Source organism: Actinokineospora spheciospongiae, from assembly GCF_003182415.1.
GTDB lineage: Bacteria > Actinomycetota > Actinomycetes > Mycobacteriales > Pseudonocardiaceae > Actinokineospora > Actinokineospora spheciospongiae.
Window position 1 is genome coordinate 147332 of sequence record NZ_QHCP01000001.1, and the last position, 17928, is coordinate 165259.

Annotated in this window: 9 protein-coding genes; 1 reads left to right on the forward strand and 8 read right to left on the reverse strand. The window is 75.5% G+C overall.

Annotated features, from left to right (window positions below; genetic code table 11):
- Positions 1 to 156: 156 nt before the first annotated feature.
- Entirely contained in the window at positions 157 to 969 is an 813-nt protein-coding gene (locus tag DFQ13_RS00665; protein ID WP_052020738.1) for a serine/threonine-protein kinase, read from the forward strand.
- A 7-nt stretch (positions 970 to 976) separates the two neighbouring features.
- Here DFQ13_RS00665 and DFQ13_RS00670 read toward each other — a convergent pair whose 3' ends face one another.
- From DFQ13_RS00670 to DFQ13_RS33450, 8 genes are all read right to left on the reverse strand, one after another.
- Positions 977 to 2305 carry an MFS transporter gene (locus tag DFQ13_RS00670; protein WP_063935884.1) on the reverse strand — a complete coding sequence of 443 codons (1329 nt, stop codon included), beginning with the start codon at positions 2303 to 2305 and terminating at the stop codon, positions 977 to 979.
- Positions 2306 to 2388: 83 nt separating this feature from the next.
- The gene (locus DFQ13_RS00675; protein WP_052020736.1) at positions 2389 to 2616 is read right to left on the reverse strand and encodes an MbtH family protein; all 228 of its coding nucleotides are present in this window, start codon (positions 2614 to 2616) and stop codon (positions 2389 to 2391) included.
- Between the two features lie 25 nt (positions 2617 to 2641).
- Positions 2642 to 3796 (reverse strand): FG-GAP repeat domain-containing protein, encoded by a 1155-nt coding sequence (locus DFQ13_RS00680; protein ID WP_052020734.1) that lies wholly within the window; start codon positions 3794 to 3796, stop codon positions 2642 to 2644.
- Entirely contained in the window at positions 3793 to 4503 is a 711-nt protein-coding gene (locus DFQ13_RS00685) for a DUF6875 domain-containing protein (RefSeq protein WP_146240987.1), read from the reverse strand. Before DFQ13_RS00685 ends, DFQ13_RS00680 begins: the two co-directional genes overlap by 4 nt.
- A 24-nt stretch (positions 4504 to 4527) precedes the next feature.
- A complete protein-coding gene (locus DFQ13_RS00690) occupies positions 4528 to 5829 on the reverse strand; it encodes a cytochrome P450 (protein ID WP_110078402.1) in 1302 nt (433 codons plus the stop codon).
- Positions 5826 to 6857 carry a methyltransferase gene (locus DFQ13_RS00695; RefSeq protein ID WP_110078403.1) on the reverse strand — a complete coding sequence of 344 codons (1032 nt, stop codon included), beginning with the start codon at positions 6855 to 6857 and terminating at the stop codon, positions 5826 to 5828. The genes DFQ13_RS00690 and DFQ13_RS00695 overlap by 4 nt, the downstream gene beginning before the upstream one ends.
- On the reverse strand, positions 6854 to 13906 hold the full coding sequence (locus DFQ13_RS33445) for a non-ribosomal peptide synthetase/type I polyketide synthase (RefSeq protein ID WP_110078404.1): 7053 nt from the start codon (positions 13904 to 13906) through the stop codon (positions 6854 to 6856). The genes DFQ13_RS00695 and DFQ13_RS33445 overlap by 4 nt, the downstream gene beginning before the upstream one ends.
- On the reverse strand, positions 13903 to 17898 hold the full coding sequence (locus DFQ13_RS33450; RefSeq protein ID WP_233438247.1) for a non-ribosomal peptide synthetase: 3996 nt from the start codon (positions 17896 to 17898) through the stop codon (positions 13903 to 13905). Before DFQ13_RS33450 ends, DFQ13_RS33445 begins: the two co-directional genes overlap by 4 nt.
- Positions 17899 to 17928: the final 30 nt, after the last annotated feature.

Below are 17928 nucleotides of genomic sequence, written 5' to 3' on the forward strand. Positions count from 1 at the left end.
TGGTCGGCCGCCGCGCCCTTCTCGGGTCCTGCGTCGACCGGGTGGTTGTGACTGTCCCGCTCGGAATCGAGCTAACCACGGGCCCCGGATTCGGTACAGGGGCCGGGTTTCCGATGTAGGGTAGGGTGTTCTGGTGTCGTGCGGGAGGGAGGCGCGGTGGACACGCCCCACGTTCCCGGGTACCGCGTGCACGGCGAGATCGGCGGCTCCGGCATCAGCGTGGTGTACCTGGCCGAGGACCTGCTGCTCGCCCGCCGGGTCGCGATCAAGCTGCTGCGCCCCGCCGTCGCGCACGAGGACAGGCTGCGCGCCCGCTTCCTCGGTGAGGCGCGGATGGCGGCCGGGCTGGACCACCCGCACATCACCCGGGTGCTCTCGGCCGGGGAGGCGGGCGGGTCGCTCTACGTCGTCCTGGCCTACGTGCACGGCTCGGACCTGCAGAGCCTGCTCGACGAGGAGGGGCCGTGCACCCCGGCGCGGACTGCGGAGGTGGTGGGCCAGGTCGCCTCGGCCCTCGACCACGTGCACGCCTGGGGGCTGGTGCACCGCGACGTCAAGCCGCGCAACGTCCTGGTGGCCACCCGGGCGGGCGGGCACTGCTTCCTGAGCGACTTCGGCATCGCCACCCCGGCGCGCACCCCGGGCACCGCCGCGCAGGCCCGCCCGGAGCGCTCCGCCGGGTCACCCGGCTACGGCGCCCCCGAGCAGCTCGCGGGGCTGCCCGCCGACCACCGCGCCGACGTGTACTCCCTCGGCGCGCTGGTGCTGGCCTGCGCCACCGGGGTGGAGCCGTGGCGGCTGGAGGAGGAGCCCGGGTTGCGCGAACGGGTGCACGCCGCGCTGCCCGGGGACGGCGCGGCCCTGTCGGCGGTCATCCGGCGGGCCATGGCCCCGCGCCCGGAGGACCGCTTCGCCACCTGCGGCGAACTGGCCACCGCGGTGCGCCGGTGGGCCGACGCACCGCGGTAGCCGACGATCAGCCCCTGGCCTGCTTGTCCGCCAGGGTCTCGTCGGCGGACATCGCGTCGTGCGCGACCTCGTCCGGCGCGGGATCCTCTGGCGTCTCCGGGGCCGTGTGGCGCTTGAGCGCCCTGGGCAGCGTGACCGCCACCAGCAGGGTGAACACCACGCCGCCGCCGCCCGCGATCATCAGCGTGGTCGGGGCGTCCGTGGCGTCGAGCAGCAGACCGCCGCCGACGTAGGAGATCGCCGCCGCCACCCCGATGGCGCCGTAGAGGTTGCCGAAGACCCGGCCGAGCAGGTTCGGCGGCACCATCCGCTGCAACATCGTCGAGGACGCCACGTCCATGCCCGCGATGCCCAGGCCGCGCACCGCCTGCACGGTGAACGCCGCGGCCACCGACCAGGCCAGGCCGGTCAGGAAGTTGCCCGCGCTGCTCACCAGGAACCCGGCGACCAGCAGGGTCGGCATGGCCATGGACGAGCTGTAGCGGGTCAGCAGCGCGTACCCGACCAGCAGGCCGATGCCGACCGCGCCCAGCAGCAGGCCCACCGAGGAGTCCCCGGACATCAGGTCCTCCTTGGCCAGCAGCACCAGCGCCACGTCGTCGACGCCGTTGAACGCCACCACCGCGCAGAAGCCCAGCGAGATGATCCGGATCGCCGGGGTCCGCAGGATGTAGCCCAACCCCACCTTGGCCTGGGTCAGCAGCGTGCCCTGGTCGGCGTCGGGGTCCGGCACCGGCGGCATCGGCTTGGTGGCCAGCAGCACCACCGCCGAGAGCAGGAACGACGCCGCGTCGACCAGCAGCACGCCGCGGATGCCCAGGAACGGCAGCATCGCCGCGGCCAGCAGCGGTCCGAACGCCTCGGCGCAGTTCGAGCCGAAGCCCACCGCCGAGTTGGCCGTCTCCAGGTCGCGCTCGCCCACCATGGACGGGATGGCCGCGCGGGAGGCGGGCTGGAAGATCTGCGAGGCGATCGCCCGCAGGCCGACCAGGGTCAGCAGCAGCGGCAGCGGCGGCAGGGCCAGCGCGATCATCAGCACCAGCACGCCCTGGGCGATCTCGCACATGATCATCACGCGGCGCAGGTCGAACCGGTCGCTGATCGCCCCGGTGAGCGGGCTGATCAGCGACGGAACGAAGTCGCCCACCAGCAGCAGCAGTGCCACCGCCAGGCCCTGGCCGGTCGTGTTGGCCACGTGCAGCATCAGGGCGACGAGGCTGAGCGAGTCACCGCCGTAGGACACCACCCGCGCGGTGAACAACGCGCGCAGCGGCCTGTTGGTCCGCAGCAGGCGGGTGGCGCTCGGCGTCCCCGCCTCGGTGTCGGCTGTTGGCATGTCCTAGTTCTCCCGCGCGTCTGGTTCGACCGGCTCACCGAAAGTACCGGCCCGGTTCCGGTGGGTGCACCCCTGGGGTCCGATCACGGCGCTGCCACCCGTTCGGCCCCCATCGCCCGTCGCAGGCTGAGCGGGCGCAGGTCGGTCCAGTGCGCCTCGATCCAGTCCAGGCACTCCTCCTCGGGACCGGCCACGCCCACCGGGGTCCAGCCCGCGGGCGGTTCCCGGTCGGCGGGCCAGATCGAGTACTGCTCCTCGTGGTTGACCACCACCTGCACGCGCGGCCCGGCGGTGTGTTCTCGCGTGCTCACGGCCGTTCCCCTCCCGGTGCGCGGCTCACTTGCCCGCGCGCTTGGTCTTGCCGCCGCCGCCGTTGTTGAGCAGCACCGACATGTCGCTGGAGTTGTGGTTCACCGTGACCAGGTCGGTGGCGCCGTCGCCGTCGACGTCCAGGGCGGCGATGCCCCCGCGCGGGTCGTCGCCCACGTCGGCGAGCGCGCCCTCGCTGAACCGGCCCGCGCCGTCGCCGCGCAGCACGCTCACGTCGTCGGTGGTGGAGTTGTTCGTCGCCAGGTCCAGGTACCCGTCGCCGTTGAGGTCCACCGCCAGCAGGCCCGCCGGGGCGCCGCCGTTGACCGGGTAGCGGCGGGGGTCGGCGAACTCGCCCTCGCCCTCGCCGAGGAACACCGACACGTCGTTGGAGCCGTAGTTGGCGACCGCCAGGTCCACGTGCCCGTCGTCGTCGAGGTCGGCCACCGCCAGGCCCGCCGGGTCGTCGGCGGTGGTGATCACCTCGGGGGCGCGGAAGGCGCCCTTGCCGGTCCCGTAGAGGATCGACACGTCGTGCGAGCCGAAGTGCCCGATGATCAGGTCCAGCACGCCGTCCTCGTCGAGGTCGGCGGCCAGCAGCCGGATCGGGGCCGCCGGGGTGGGGGTGTTGACCGGCTCGGCGAAGGCGCCCTTGCCGTCGCCCATCAGCACCGAGATGTCACCGCCCTTGTAGTTGCTGGTGACCAGGTCCAGCGACCCGTCGTCGTCGAGGTCGACGGCCAGGATGCGGTTGGGGTCCTCACCGGTCGGGAACTGCGTCGGGTTGGCGAACTTGCCCGACCCGTCGCCGAAGACCACGGTGACCATGCCCTTGCCGTAGTTGGGGACCGTGGCGTCGAGGTTGCCGTCGCCGTCGAAGTCGCCCACGCCCACGTCGGCCGGGTTGATGCCCACCTCGGAGTTGATCGGCTCGGCGAAGCCGCCCTTGCCGTCGCCCAGCAGCACCGACACGGTCGTGCTGAGGAAGTCGCCGGTGATCACGTCGGTGATCCCGTCGTCGTTGATGTCGGCGGTGGCCGTGGAGGCCGGGCCGCCGCCGATGTCGAGGGTGGACGCCGCGGCGAAGTCCACCTCCTCGGGCAGGGCGCAGCCGACGGCGGTCAGGCCCGCGGCGCACGCGACGGCGGCCAAGCGCAGCTTGCGGCGCACGGTGGTGTTCATCGCTTCTCCAGTTCTTCTTCGGTGTTGTCTTCCCCGGCGAGGTCGGCGGTGTCGATGCCAGCGGAGGCCTCTTCGAACAGCCGGACCATCAGGGGGTCGTTGACCTTGCCCGCCGCGTACTCGGCGGCGAAGCGGCGGTGGTACTCGGCGAACCAGTCGGCCCGCTCGTGCAGGAACAGCACGTCGTGCGGGGCCATGTGCCGGATGACGAAGCAGGGCACCGGCCCGGTGGACACCTCGAACCCGGGGTTGCGCACGGCGGTCTCCGGGCAGCCCTCGTAGAACTGCCCGAGCATCGCCCCGCCCAGGACCATGTCGGTCTTCACGTCGCGGTGCACCCGGTCGAGCAGGGGGTAGTGCTCGTCGTCGATCGAGGGGAGCACGATCACCAGGCTGCGCTGCCGCCGCGCCGCCGCGGAGGCGGGCGTGGTGGCGATGAACTCGGCCAGGTAGTCGCGCAGCAGCGCGGCGATCACGTCGGTGTCGGAGCCGTCGATCTCGTCGTGCAGCACGATCCGCACCTGGTCGGTGCGCAGCGACTGCGGGACGAACGGGCACACCGGTCCGCTGCGGCCCAGCCGGGGGTGCGGCATGGAGATGTAGTCGCGCAGCCAGTCGAGGATCGTGCTCGCGTGCCGCAGGTCGGTCAGCGACACCGGGCTCTTGGGGGCGGGTTGCGCTCCCGGTCGGGGGGCGTCGGCTCTCATCGTGGGTACCTGGTCCTTGTCGGGTCAGACGGGCATCAGCAGCGGGGTCGGCGCTGGGACGGGGGTCAGCGCGATGGCGGGCTTGGTCCCGGTCGGCTGGTTGGGCAGCGGGTCGAGGCGGAAGCGCTGGGCGACCCTGGTCAGCACCAGGTCGCCCTCCAGTTGGGCGAAGGTGTTGCCGACGCACTGGTGCGCGCCCGCGCCGAACGGGAAGTAGGCGAAGCGGTGCCGTTCCTCACCGGAGAGCCAGCGCTCGGGGAGGAACGCGTCGGGGGTCGACCACACGTCGGGGTGGCGGTGGGTCACGTACGAGGACACGATCGTCCGCGCCCCGGCGGGCAGCACGTGCCCGCCGACGTCCAGCGGCTCGTCGAGCACCCGGCGCAGCGCCCACGCGGGCGGGTAGAGCCGCAGCGCCTCGCGGACGGCGGCGCGCGGCACCCGCAGCTTCCGCAGCAGGTCCCCGGTCGGGTCCCGCTGCCCCACCACGTCGTCCACCTCGGCGCGCAGTTGCTCGGCCACCTCGCCGTTGAGGCTGAGCAGGTGCAGCGCCCAGACCAGCGCGGTGCCGGTGGTCTCGGTGCCCGCGATGAAGATGGACAGCACCTCGTCCACCAGTTCCTCGTCGGAGAACCCGGCCCGGTGCTCCAGCAGCCCGTCGAGGAACGTCGGCTCGGTGCCCGGCCGCCGGGTGCGGGCCACCAGGGCGTCGCCGATGATCCGGCGCAGCGCGGCGATGTCGGTGCGGTAGCGCCGGTTCGCGGGTGTCGGCCAGGAGCGGGGGGCGGTGGCGAAGGTGAAGAGCTGGTGGTCGACGTAGCCGAGCAGGAAGTCCAGCGCGGCCCGGGCGGCGGTGCGGTCGACGTCGGCGCCGGTGCCGAAGGTGGCCTCGACCATCATCGCCACGGTGATCCGCTTCATCTCGGTGGCCAGGTCGATCCGCTCGCCGGTGCGCCACCGGGTGTCCAGCGCCTCGTCCAGCGGGCCGAGCAGCAGCGGGGTCATCGCGGCCAGCCGCTCGGCGCGGAACAGCGGGGTCAGCAGCCTGCGCCTGCGCCCCCAGTCGTCGCCGCTGGGGCTGGTGAACAGGCCCTTGCCGAGCAGTTCGCGCAGGAGCTGCCGGTGGGTGCGGCGGCCGTTCATCAGCACCCGCTTGACGCCCTCGGGGTGGAAGACCGCGTGCAGCGGCCCGGCCAGGCCCAGGTCGAGCTGCACCACGTCGCCGTGGTCGCGGCGGGCCTGGCTGAACATGCCGATGGGGTCGCGCAGGAAGCGCAGGTTCAGCCCCAGCAGCGGCGGTCCGGCGAAGACCGGGATCGCGCTCACGGCCGACCATCCACACTGGACTCCAGCAGGGTCCAGAAGGTGCCGGGGACCTGTTGCACGCGGTCCAGGCGCAGGCCCGCGCAGGTCAGCAGCTCGGTGAACTGCGAGCGGGTGCGGACCGCGCCGCCGAGGTGGGCCAGGGCGTTCAGGTCGCCCTCGACGACGGACATGCCCTCCTCGATCCGGTCCGGCGCCATCATCTCGAACACCAACAGCCTGCCGGTGGCGCCGAGGGCGGCGCGGCAGTTGGCCAGGATGCGCCCGGCCACCGGGTCCGGCCAGTTGGCCAGCACCCGCGAGAGCACGTAGACGTCGCCGCCGGGGGGCACGTGCTCGCGGAAGTCGCCGGGGACGAACCGGCACCGGTCCCCGCCCGGCACCGACGCGAGGGTCTGGGTGGCCGACGGCTCGGTCAGCGGCAGCTCGAACAGGGTCCCGGTCGCGGCCGGGGCCAGGGTGAGGATCTCCGCGAGCAGCGAACCGTTGCCGCCGCCGACGTCGACCACCTCGGTGGCGGTGGAGAAGTCGAACAGGCTGCCGATGAGCGCCGCCGACCCGGCGGGCAGGGCGATCATCCGGTGGTAGTGCTCGGCCAGCACCGGGTCGCGGTCGAGGTGGTCGTAGTAGGGCATCCCGAAGACGTGGTCGAAGGCGATCCCGCCCTCGCGCAGGGCGGTGGTCAGGCCCGAGTAGGCCCGGTAGCTGGCGCCGCCGAAGTAGACCGCCTGCCCGTGCAGCGACCCCGGGTGCGCGGGGTCCAGGTATTCGCCCGCCTCGGTCAGGCCGAACCGGCCGTCGTCGTCCTGGTCGAGCAGGCCCAGGCCGACGAGGGCGCGCAGCACCTGGGTGAGCGGTCGCTCGTGGGCGCCGACGCGGGAGGCGAGGTCGGCGGCGGTGCGCCGGGTGCCCGCCAGGTGCGCGGCCACGCCGAGTTCGGCGGCGGTGTGCACCAGGGCGCTGCGCCGGTAGCCCTCGATCATGGTGGAGACCCGCTGCCGGGGGTCGACCCCGGTCCGCGCCCCGGTCACCGCTCGTCCCGGGTGGTGAGGGCGGCCAGGCGGGCGAAGACCGCCTCCGCCAGGGGCACGGCCGCCCCGTCGATCCGCGCGTCGTACAGCATCACCAGCTCCAACCTGTGTTCGGTGTGGTGGGCTTGAAGTGCCAGCCCGAAGTCCGTCCAGTGCTCCCGTGGCGCCTCGGCGACCAGGCCGGTGCCCAGCGCGGGGGCCGGGTCGGCGAGGTCGGCCATCAGCGGCAGGTCCACGACCCGCTCCAGCGCGGTGTGCGGGAGCAGTTGCTGCCGGTGGTAGGCGGAAAGCGCCTCGGCGTGGGTGCGCCGGACCCGGTCGGCGAAGTCGCCCGCCCCGACCGGGCGCACCACGGCCAGGTTGACGAACCGGCCCACCACCCCGTCCAGCGCCGGGTCGGTGCGCCCGCTCACCGGGACCGCGATGGGCAGCGGCCCGGTGACCGCCTCGGCGCAGTCGGCCAGCACCGCCAGCAGCAGCGACCGCGCGGGCACCCCGTGCTCCCGGGCCAGTTCGGCGAACCGGGCCGTCTGCCGCTCGTCGAGGACGTGGGTGCGGACCTGCCGGGGACCGCCCGGACCAGGGGGGACGCGCAGCGCTCCGGGGACGGGGGTCGGGGCGGTGTCGGCGAGCCAGTCGCGGACCGCCGCGTCGACGACCCCGGGGGTGAGCCGGTCCCGTTCCCAGGCCGCGAAGTCCGGGTGGTGCAGCCGCAGCGGCAGCGGGTCCGGGGCGCCCGCCAGCCGGGCCCGGTAGAGGGCGGCGAGGTCGGTGGCGAGCACGCCCGCCGCGGCGCCGTCCACGGCGATCCGGTGCGCCCGCAGCACCAACCGGTGCCCGCCCTCCACAGTGGACAACTCGGCGGCCAGCAGCCTGCCGGTCCCCAGCGACAGCGGTTCGGTGTTGCCGAGCACGTCGTACGGGTCCACCGGGCGCTGCCGGTCGCCGTCGACCACCACGCGCAGCGCCTCGTGCCGGGCCACCAGGGCGGTCAGCGCCCCGGCGAGCGCGTCCTCGTCCACCCCGCCGGAAATCCGGGCCGCGACCACCAGTTCGACCTCGGCCCCGGTGCCGCCCGCCGCGGCCACGGCGGCGACCCGCCGCTGGCTCCACGACAGCGGGGCGTCCGGGGTCGTCCGGCGCCGCAGCGGCGGGGTGTCCGCCCCCGCCTCGACCGCCTCGGCGAGCCGTTCCACCGTGGCGGCGGCGAAGAAGTCGCCCAGCGCCACCGTGACGCCGAAGCGGTCGCGCACGGCGCGGATCAACCGCACCGCCACCAGCGAGTCCCCGCCGAGCTGGAAGAAGTCCGCGTCAGCGGCGACCTCGGGCAGGCCCAAGGCCTCGGCCCACAGCGCGGCCAGCGCCGCCTCCGTGCCCGGCTCCGGCGCCCGGGCCCCGGTACCGGGGTCGACCTCGGGCAGCGCCCGGACGTCGACCTTGCCGGTCGGGCTCAGCGGCAGCGCGGGGAGAGCCACCACGTGCGCGGGCACGAACGCCGACGGCAGCCTGCCCGCCACGAACGGCCGCAGCGCCGCCGGGTCCAGCGGCTCGGCGCCCGAGGGGGTCACGTACGCGGTCAGGGCGGGCAGGCCGCGCACCGGGCGCAGCACCGCGACCGCCTCGGCCACCGCCGAGTGCGCCCGCAGCACCCGCTCGACCTCGGCGGGCTCGATCCGCACGCCGTTGACCTTGATCTGCCCGTCGACCCGGCCCGCGAACTCCAGCGTGCCGTCCGGCCGGTGCCGGGCCAGGTCACCGCTGCGGTACATCCGCGACCCCGGCTCGCCGAACGGGTCCGGCCGGAACCGGGCCGCGGTCTGCCCGCTCGCCCCGGCGTAGCCCAGGGCCAGGCCGGTGCCGCCGATCCACAACTCGCCGACCGCGCCCGTGGGCACCGGTTCGCCGTGCGCGTCGAGCACCCGGACCCGCTTGCCCGCCACCGGCCGCCCGATCGGCACCTCGGTCTCGGCGCGGTCGCGGGGCAGGGCGTGCGAGGTGGTGTCGATGGTGGCCTCGGTCGGGCCGTACTGGTTGTGCAGGGTGGCGGTGGTGGCCGCGTGGAAGCGGGCCACCAGGTCAGCGCCGAGCCGCTCGCCGCCGCAGAACACGTGCCGCAGCGTGCGCAGCCGCCCGTCCGCGACCTCCAGCGCCCGGCCGAGCTGGGCCGGGACGAAGTCGGCGACGGTGATCCCGCGCGCGGCGACCAGTTCCACGACGGCGGTCGCGTCGGCGGTCGTCTCCTGATCGGCCACGACGACCGCGGCCCCGGTCACCAGCGGGCCGAAGAGCTGCCACACCGACGGGTCGAAGGCGAACGACACCGTGTGCAGCAGCCGGTCACCCGGACCCAGCCCGGTCACCGCCCGCCGCCAGTCCAGGTCCGCCGACACCCCGGTGTGCGCGACCGCCACGCCCTTGGGCGCCCCGGTCGACCCCGAGGTGTACATCAGGTACGCCAGGTCGCCCGCGCCCACCCCGGGCAGCGCCACCCCGTCCGCACCCGCCCCCGGCCGGTGCTGGTCCACCCCGGTCAGGTCGGGGTCGGAGCCGATCAGCCGGGTGGCCCCGGAGTCGGCCAGCATCCGGCGGCGCCGGTCAGCCGGGTGGGCCGGGTCCAGCGGCAGGAAGGCCGCCCCGGCGGTCAGCACCGCCAGCAGCGCCACCACCAGCTCGGCCGAGCGCGGCAGGCACACGGCCACCACTTCGCCTCGGCGCACCCCGGCCGAGACCAGCCCGCGCGCCTCGGCCAGCACCCGCCGCCACAGCTCGGCGTAGGTCAGCTCCTCGTCCCCGAAGACCACGGCGGTGGCGTCCGGGGTGCGCTCGACTTGAGCGGCGACGAGCGCGTGCACCGTCTCCGTGGTCCACGGCAGTTCGGCGTGGTCGGACAGGGATTCCAGGATTGCCGCGCGCTCGCTGTCCGACAGCAGTGGCACCCGGTCGACCGGGGCCGTGCTGTCGGGCAGGGTGTGCAGCAGGCGCTCGTAGTGCGCCAGCAGCGCCTCCACGGTCGCGCGGTCGAAGCGGGCGGTGTCGTAGTCCACCAGCACGGTCAGCCCACCGCCGTCGCGCACCAGGGACAGCGTCAGCGCGCACTGGGCGGTGCCACGGCCCAGCTCCAGCGGTTCGACGCCCAGGCCGGGCAGGTCCGGCGGCGGGGCGGGGGTGTCCTGGAGGGCGAAGAGCACGTCGTAGGGGCCGGACAGGAACCGCTCGGCGGGCACGGCGGCGTGCTCGAAGGCCGCCGCCGCGGTGTGCCGCACCCGTTCGGCGACCTCGGCGAAGCCCGGTGCGCCGGACAGGTCGGCCACCAGCGGCACCGTGGCGAACAGCGGCCCGACGACCGACTCCAGCTCCGGCAGCCGCCGCCCGGTCACCGGCACGCCCACCACGAACCGCTCCCCGGCGCCGTAGCGGCTCAGCAGCACCTGGAAGGCGCCCAGCAGGCAGGCGAACAGCGGCGCCCCGGTCCGCGCGCGGTACGCGTCGAGCGCGCCCAGGTCGGCGGTGCGGTGGGTCAGCCGTCCGGAGTGGATGGTGCGGCCCGCCGGGCGGTCGACCGGGAGCTGCACCGCGGTGGACACGCCGTCGAGGCTCGCCCGCCAGTGCGCCTCCGCCCGCTCCTGCTCGCCGTCGGCCAGCCGGGCGCGCAGCCACCGGGCGTAGTCGGCGAACTGGAGGTCGGGTTCGGGCAGCTCGGGGCGCTCGCCGCGCGCCTCGGCGGCGTAGCAGGCGGCCAGGTCGTGCAGGAGGACCGCGTTCGAGGCGGCGTCGGTGGCGATGTGGTGCACCGACAGCATCAGGGCGTGCTCGTCGTCGGGCAGGCTCACCAGCAGCGCGCGCACCGGGGACTCGGCGGTCAGGTCGAACGGGCGCTCGGCCTCGGCGCGGGCCAGGTCCTCCAGCTCGGCCGGGGTGCTCGCGGTGCGCGAGCGCAGCGGCAGCTCGGCGGCGGCGGGCACCACCTGGCGCAGGCCGTCCGGGGTGTCGACGAACCGGGCGCGCAGCACGGCGTGCCGGGCCGGGAGGGCGGCGCAGGCGCGCTCCAGCGCGGCCCGGTCGAGCCTGCCGCGCAGCCGGACCGCGACGAACACCGTGCCCGCCACGTCCTCGGGCACCGCCCGCTGGCGCAGCCAGAAGCGCTCCTGGGTCGGGGTCAGCGGCGCGCCGTCGACCGGTCCGGCGGTGATCGGCGGCAGGTCGGTCGCCTCCGCGCGGTCGACCGCGCCCGCCAGCTCGCCCAGGGTGGGGTGGTCGTAGAGCGCGGCCACCGGCAGCCGGACGCCGAACTTGGCGGCCAGCTCGTCGAGCACCCGCATCCCGACCAGCGAGTGCCCGCCGAGCTGGAAGAACGACTGGTCCCGGGTCACGCCCTCGACGCCCAGCAGCCGCTCCCACACCGCCGCGACGACCTGCTCGGTGCCCGTCCCCGGCTCCCGCTGCGCTGTTTCCCGGGGCGCGCTCTCCGGTGACGCCTCCTGGGGCGCTGTCTCCCGGGGCGCGCGTCGGATGACCTGTGTCGGGGCGGCGTCGCCCCGGACGGTGTGGCGGGTGCGCTGGAAGGCGTAGCCGGGCAGGCCGGTGCGGCGGCGGCGCTGCCCTCGGTGCAGCCCCGACCAGTCCAGCGGAACCCCCGCGCACCACAGGGCGGCGGCGGTCTCCACGAGCGTGGCCGCGTCGTGCCGGTCGGCGCCCGCGGTCGGCAGGCTCTGCCGGGCGCCGGGGCCTGCCAGCTCGGACAGGGACCGGCCGGGGCCGACCTCCACCATCGGCAGACCGCGCACGGGGGCCACCGCGTCGGCGAAGCGGACCGGGGCGCGCAGTTGCCGCCCCCAGTAGCCGGGGTCGACCTCGGTCATCGGCTCGCCGGTCACCGTGGAGTGCAGCGGGATGCGCGCAGGGGCGTGTGCCAGGGTGGCCGCCACCGCCGCCACCTCGGCGGCGGCGGGGGCCATGGCGGAGGTGTGGAAGGCGTGCGAGGTGCGCAGCAGCCGGGTGCGGACGCCCCGGGCGGCGCAGTCCTCGGCGAACGCGGCGACGGCGTCGGCCGGACCCGCCACGGTGGTCTGCGCTGTGCCGTTGACGGCGGCCACCTCCACCCCGGGCGGCAAGGTCCCCAGGTCGTCCGCGCCCACGGCGAGCATCGCCCCCGGCGGGCAGGCCGCGATGGCCCGGCCCCGGGCGACGACCAGGGCCAGCGCGTCCTCCCGGGTGAGCACCCCGGCGACGCAGGCGGCGACCAGCTCGCCCACGCTGTGCCCGACCACGGCCGCCGGGCGCACGCCCCAGGACTCCCACAGCCGGGCGAGCGCGTACTCCACGGCGAACAGCGCGGGCTGGGTGAACTCGGTGCGCCGCAACAGCTCCGGGTCGGCCAGCGCGGCGCTCAGGTCGGTGCCCAGGTCGGCGGCGATGCCCAGGCACGCGTCGAACTCGGCGCGGAACACCGGTTCGGTCTCGCGCAACCCGGAACCCATGCCCGGGTACTGCGACCCCTGACCCGAGAACAGGAAGACGACCGGCGACACACCCTCCACAGTGGAGTGCGCAGCGGTGCGCAGCCGGTCGGCGGCCTCGGCGCCGGTGCGGGCGGCCACGGCGAGCCGGTGGCCGAAGACCTGCCTGCCGGTTTGCAGCGTGTGCGCGGCGTCGGCGAACTCGCCGCCGGTCAGGGGAGCGAGCGCGTCGGCGAGCCGGGCCGCCGCGTCGGTCAGCGCCTCCGGGGTCCGCGCGCTGAGCGGGATTAGCTGCCACGGGCGGTGCGCGTCGGGCGCGGGGTGCGCGGGCGCTTCCTCCAGCACCACGTGCGCGTTGGTGCCGCCGATGCCGAACGAGCTGACCCCGGCCCGCCCGGACCACGGGCGCGGCTCGGCGCTGACCCGGAACCGGGTGTCGGCCAGGCCCAGTTCCGGGTTGGCGGTGCGGAAGTGCAGGGTCGCGGGCACCACCCGGGTGCGCACCGCCTGCACGGCCTTGATCAGCGAGGCGACCCCGGCGGCGGCGTCGAGGTGGCCGATGTTGGTCTTCACCGAGCCCAGCACGCAGTCGCGGCCCGGCCCCAGCGCCTCGGCCAGCGCGGCCACCTCGATCGGGTCGCCCAGCCGGGTGCCGGTGCCGTGCGCCTCGACGTACCCGACGGTCGCCGGGTCGGTGCCCGCGGCGGCGTGCGCGGCGCGGATGACCTCGACCTGACCGCCGACCGAGGGCGCGGTGTACCCGGCCTTGGCGGCGCCGTCGTTGTTGACCGCCGACCCGCGCACCAGCGCCAGCACCCGGTCGCCGTCGGCCAGCGCGTCGTCGAGCCTGCGCAGCACCACCGCGCCGACCCCGTCGCCGGAGACCATGCCGGTGGCGCCCGCGTCGAAGGCCCGGCAGCGCCCGTCCGGGGACACCATGCCATCTCCCCGGCTGGGCAGGGCGGACGCGGAACCGCCGCGCACCGACACCCCGCCCGCCACCGCCAGGTCGCACTCCCCGGCCAGCAGCGCCTGCACCGCCAGGTGCACCGCCACCAGCGACGTCGAGCACGCCGACTGCACCACGACGGCGGGGCCGCGCAGGTCGAGCCGGTGCGCGACCCGGGTGGCCAGGTAGTCCTTGTCGCAGCCGATGACCAACTGCGACTCGTCCAGGTCGGCGGTGTGCCGGGGGCTGGCCAGCACGTCGAGCAGGTAGGTGCTCAACCCGGAACCCGCGTACAGCCCGGTCACCGGCCTGCGGGCGGGGTCGCCGTGCCCGGCGTCGTCGAGGGCCGCGTGCACGCACTCCAGGAACACCCGGTGCTGCGGGTCGGTGCGCTCGGCCTCCAGCGGGCTGAAACCGAAGAACCCGGCGTCGAACAGCTCCGCGTCCGCCAGCACCCCGCGCGGCCCGGCGCCCGGGGTGTCGGTCACCGAGTCGACCCCGGCGAGCAGGTTCGCCCAGAACGCCCCGACGTCCCCGGCCCCGGGGAAGCGGCCCGCCATGCCGACCACCGCGATGGCGTCCACCGGGGCCTCCGGCGCGGGCGCGGCCTCGGTGGGGTCGGCACCGGGCAGGTGCGTGGTCACGGTGCCTCCATCGGCTCGGTCATCGGCTCGGTGCGGTCGGGCACCCGCGCGGCGCGGGCGCGGCGGCGGGTCAGCCGGGCCCGGCCGGAGCCGGGGTCGACCGCGGGGGAGTCGGTCCGCTGCGGCCCGCCGGAGAGGTAGGCGGCCAGCGTGCGGACGGTCGGGTAGCGGAACAGGTCGACCACCCGCAGGTCCGCGCGCATCGGCCGCAGCAGTTCGCACGCCTGCACCAGCAGCAGCGAGTGCGCGCCCAGCTCGAAGAAGCTGTGGTCGACGCCGATGCCCCCGGTGCCCAGTAGCTGTCGCAGCACCTCGCTCACCCGCTCCTCGGCGGGGGTGGTGGGGGCGGCGCTGGCAACGGCCACCGGGGTCGGCGCGGGCAGGGCTTGGGCGTCGACCTTGCCGTTGGGGGTCAACGGGAGGGCGGGCAGTGCGACCAGGTGCGCGGGGCGCAGCCAGTCGGGCAGGTGCCCGGCCAGGTGCGCCCGCAACTCGGCCGGGGTGGTGTCGGCGACGGTGTAGGCCACCAGTTCGGGACCGCCCGGGCCTTGGCGCACCACCGTGTGCGCGGCGGAGACAGCGGGGTGGCGCAGCAGGGTCGCGGTCACCTCGTCCGGTTCGACCCGGTAACCGCGGATCTTGACCTGGGTGTCGACCCGGCCGCGGAAGGACAGCCGCCCGTCGGCGGCGCGGTGCGCCAGGTCGCCGGTCCGGTAGGCGCGGGTCCCGGGAGCACCGTGCGGGTCGGGGCGGAAGCGGTTCGCGGTGAGCCGCGCGTTTCGCAGGTAGCCGCGGGCCAGACCGGACCCGGTCAGCCACACCTCGCCGACAACGCCGTCCGGGCAGGGCTCCGCCCGGTCGTCCAGGACGTGCGCCCCGGAGCCGGGGATCGGCGCCCCGATCGACACGGCGGCACCGGGCGACAGGCGTGCCGCGGTGCTCCAGACGGTGTTCTCGGTCGGCCCGTACTCGTTGAACAGCGCCACGTCCGGGCAGGTCCGGTGGTGCAGGTCCACCAGCGCCGGGTCGACCGGCTCACCCGCGACGGCCACCACCCGGAGCGCGCCCGGATCGCCCTCGAACCGCGCCAGCAGCAGTCGCCAGAGCGAGGGCAGGCAGACCAGGTGGCTGGCCGAGGGCTTGCGCAGCAACGATTCCAGGTGGTCCAGGTCGAGCTGCGCCCCGTCTGCGGGCAGGTGCAGTTCGGCGCCCGCGGTGAGGCTCCAGAAGATCGACGCCACGGAGGTGTCGAACGCGGGGGAGGACACCAGCACGAACCCGCGCACCGGACCGTCGTAGACGCCCGACCGGGCCGCCGTGGAGGAGGCGAGGTTCGCGTGGGTGACGGCGACACCCTTGGGGGTGCCGGTGGAACCGGAGGTGTAGATGACGTAGGCCAGGTTCCCCGGGTGCACGGTGACCGGGTCGTCGGCCGTGGGCAACGGGAGGTCCAGCGGGACCGCGGTGACCCCGGCCAGTTCGGGCAGTGGCGCGTCGAACAGCACCACCGGCGGGCGGGCGTCGGAGACGATCGCCCGCACCCGGGCGGGCGGGTACGCCGGGTCCAGCGGCAGGTAGGCGCCGCCCGCGCGCAGGATGGCGACGATCCCGACCACCAGACCGGTGCCGCGGTGGGCGTGCAGGCCGACCAGGGTGTCCGGGCCGACGCCGAGCCCGCGCAGGTGCGCGGCCAGGTCGCGGGAGCGGCGGTCCAGCTCGCCGTAGGTCAGCGCGCCGGAGTCGTCACGCAGCGCGACCGCGTCCGGGGTTTCGGCGACCCGCGCGGCGAACCCGTCGAGCACGAGAACGTGCGCGTCGGGCGTGGCGTCGGTGGTGCCCGAGGCGATCGCGCGGTCGCGGGCCTCGGGTGACAGCAGGGGCAGCGCGTCGACGGCGGTCTCCGGTGCGGAGACCGCGGCGGCGGTGAGCACGGTGAAGCACTCGGCGAACCGGGCGGCGGTGGCCGCGTCGAACAGTTCCGTCGGGTACTCCCAGCGCAGTTCCAGCCCGCCCGCCGGGTCCTGGTGCACGGCCAGGGTCAGGTCGGCCTTGGCGGTGCCGGTGTCCTCGCCCACCGTGGTGATCGCGTGCCCGGCGGCGGTGCGCCCGCCGCGTTCGTGCCGCAGGGTGAGCATGGCCTGGAACAGGGGGTTGCGGGTGTGGTCGCGCGGCAGCCGCAGCTCGTCGACGATCTCCTCGAACGGCAGGTCCTGGTGCTCCTGCGCCTCGACCAGCGTGCGGTGGCAGCGGTCGAGCAGCGCCGCGAACGGGGTCGACGGCTCGACCGGGGTGCGCAGGGCCAGCGTGTTCGCCAGGAAGCCGACGACGGAGGCCAGTTCGGTCCCGGTGCGGTTGGCCACGGGGGTGCCCACGACTACATCGGACTGTCCACTGAGGCGGGTGAGCAGGACGGTGTAGGCGGCGTAGAGGGCGGCGAAGACCGTGGTGCCGTGGGCGGCGGCGAGGTCGCGCAGACCGGCGGCGACCTCGGCGGGCAGGGCGTGGGTGTGCTGCGCGCCGTGCACGGTGGGGCCGTCGGGGCGCGGGCGGTCGGTGGGCAGCAGCAGCGCCGCGGGCGGGTCGGCGAGCCGGGTCCGCCAGTAGCCCAGTTGCCGGTCGCGCTCGCCGCCCGCGAGCAGGTCGGCCTGCCACAGGGTGTGGTCGGCGCACTGCGCGGGCTCGTCGGTCGGCGGGGTGCCGTCCAGGGTGGCGACCAGCTCGTCCAGCAGCAGGTCCAGTGACCAGCCGTCGCAGATGCTGTGGTGCAGCACGAGCAGCAGCTCGGTCGAGTCGGCGTGCTCGACGACCGCCGCCCGCACCAGCGGCCCCTCGGCGAGGTCGAACGGCGCGTCCCGCCACGCCGCCACCCGCTCCGCGTCGAGCACGGGCAGCGGGGTCGGCGCGGGTTCGGCGATGTGCTGCACCGGGCCGTCGGCGTCGTGCGGGAACGTCGTGCGCAGCGCCTCGTGCCGAGCCACCAGGCCGTCCAGCGCGGCGGCGAGCCGGGCGTGGTCGATCCGGGGGCTGACGCGGACCGAGACGGGGACCGCGTAGGCGCCGGGCGCGAGCTGTTCCAGGAACCACAGCCTGCGCTGCGCCGGGGACAGCGGCAGCCGGTCGGGTCGGGGCCGCCGGGCGGGCGTGGGGGCGGCCCCGGTGGTGTTGAGGTGCGCGGCGAGGGCACCGACCGTGGGGTGGTCGAAGACCGCGCGCAGCGGCAGCCCGAGGCGGGCGGCCAACCGGGTGGCCAGCAGGGAGTGCCCGCCGCGGCGGAAGAAGTCGTCGGCGGTGGAGTCGACCGGGACCCCCAGCAGCTCCGCGAACAGCGCCGCGACCAGGTGTTCGGCGGCGGTCCGCGGCGGGGTGGGCGGCGCGGGGGCGGTGGTCGGGGCCGGGAGGCGGCGGGTGTCGAGCTTGCCGTTGACGGTCAGCGGGAGTTCGTCGAGCGGCAGCAGGTGGGCCGGGCGCATCCAGGCGGGCAACTGCTCGCCGAGGTGGGCGGCCAGCGCGTCGGCGGCGGGCTCACCCGCCCAGACCACGTAGGACACGATGTCGCTGTCCGGGCCGAGGGTGGTGTGCGCCGAGCGGACGGCGGGGTGGCGCACCAGGACGGCGGTCACCTCGCCGAGTTCCACCCGGTAGCCGTTGACCTTGGTCTGCTGGTCGGCGCGGCCGTGGAAGTGCAGCACACCGCCCGGGTCGCGGTGGGCCAGGTCCCCGGTGTCGTACACCCGCGCGCCCGGCTCGCCGTACGGGTCCGGGCGGAACCGCTGCGCGGTGAGCCGGGGGTTGCCCAGGTAGCCGCGGCTGACCCCGGCGCCGGACAGGTGCAACCGGCCGATCACGTGGTCGGGTGCGGGCAGCAGCGACGGCTCCAGCACGACGGCGCCGGTCCCGGGCACAGCGGTGCCGATGGGAGTGGTGGTCGCGGTGGTGTCGATGGGTGCGGTGGTGGCGTAGACGGTGGCTTCGGTGGGTCCGTAGCCGTTGATGTGCCTGGTGTGGGGGAGTTGGTGGAGGAG

Coding starts and splice junctions, on each gene's coding strand:
- DFQ13_RS00680 (WP_052020734.1), bottom strand. CDS start 3,796: ATGAACACCACCGTGCGCCGCAAGCTGCGCTTGGCCGCCGTCGCGTGC.
- DFQ13_RS00670 (WP_063935884.1), bottom strand. CDS start 2,305: ATGCCAACAGCCGACACCGAGGCGGGGACGCCGAGCGCCACCCGCCTG.
- DFQ13_RS00685 (WP_146240987.1), bottom strand. CDS start 4,503: ATGAGAGCCGACGCCCCCCGACCGGGAGCGCAACCCGCCCCCAAGAGC.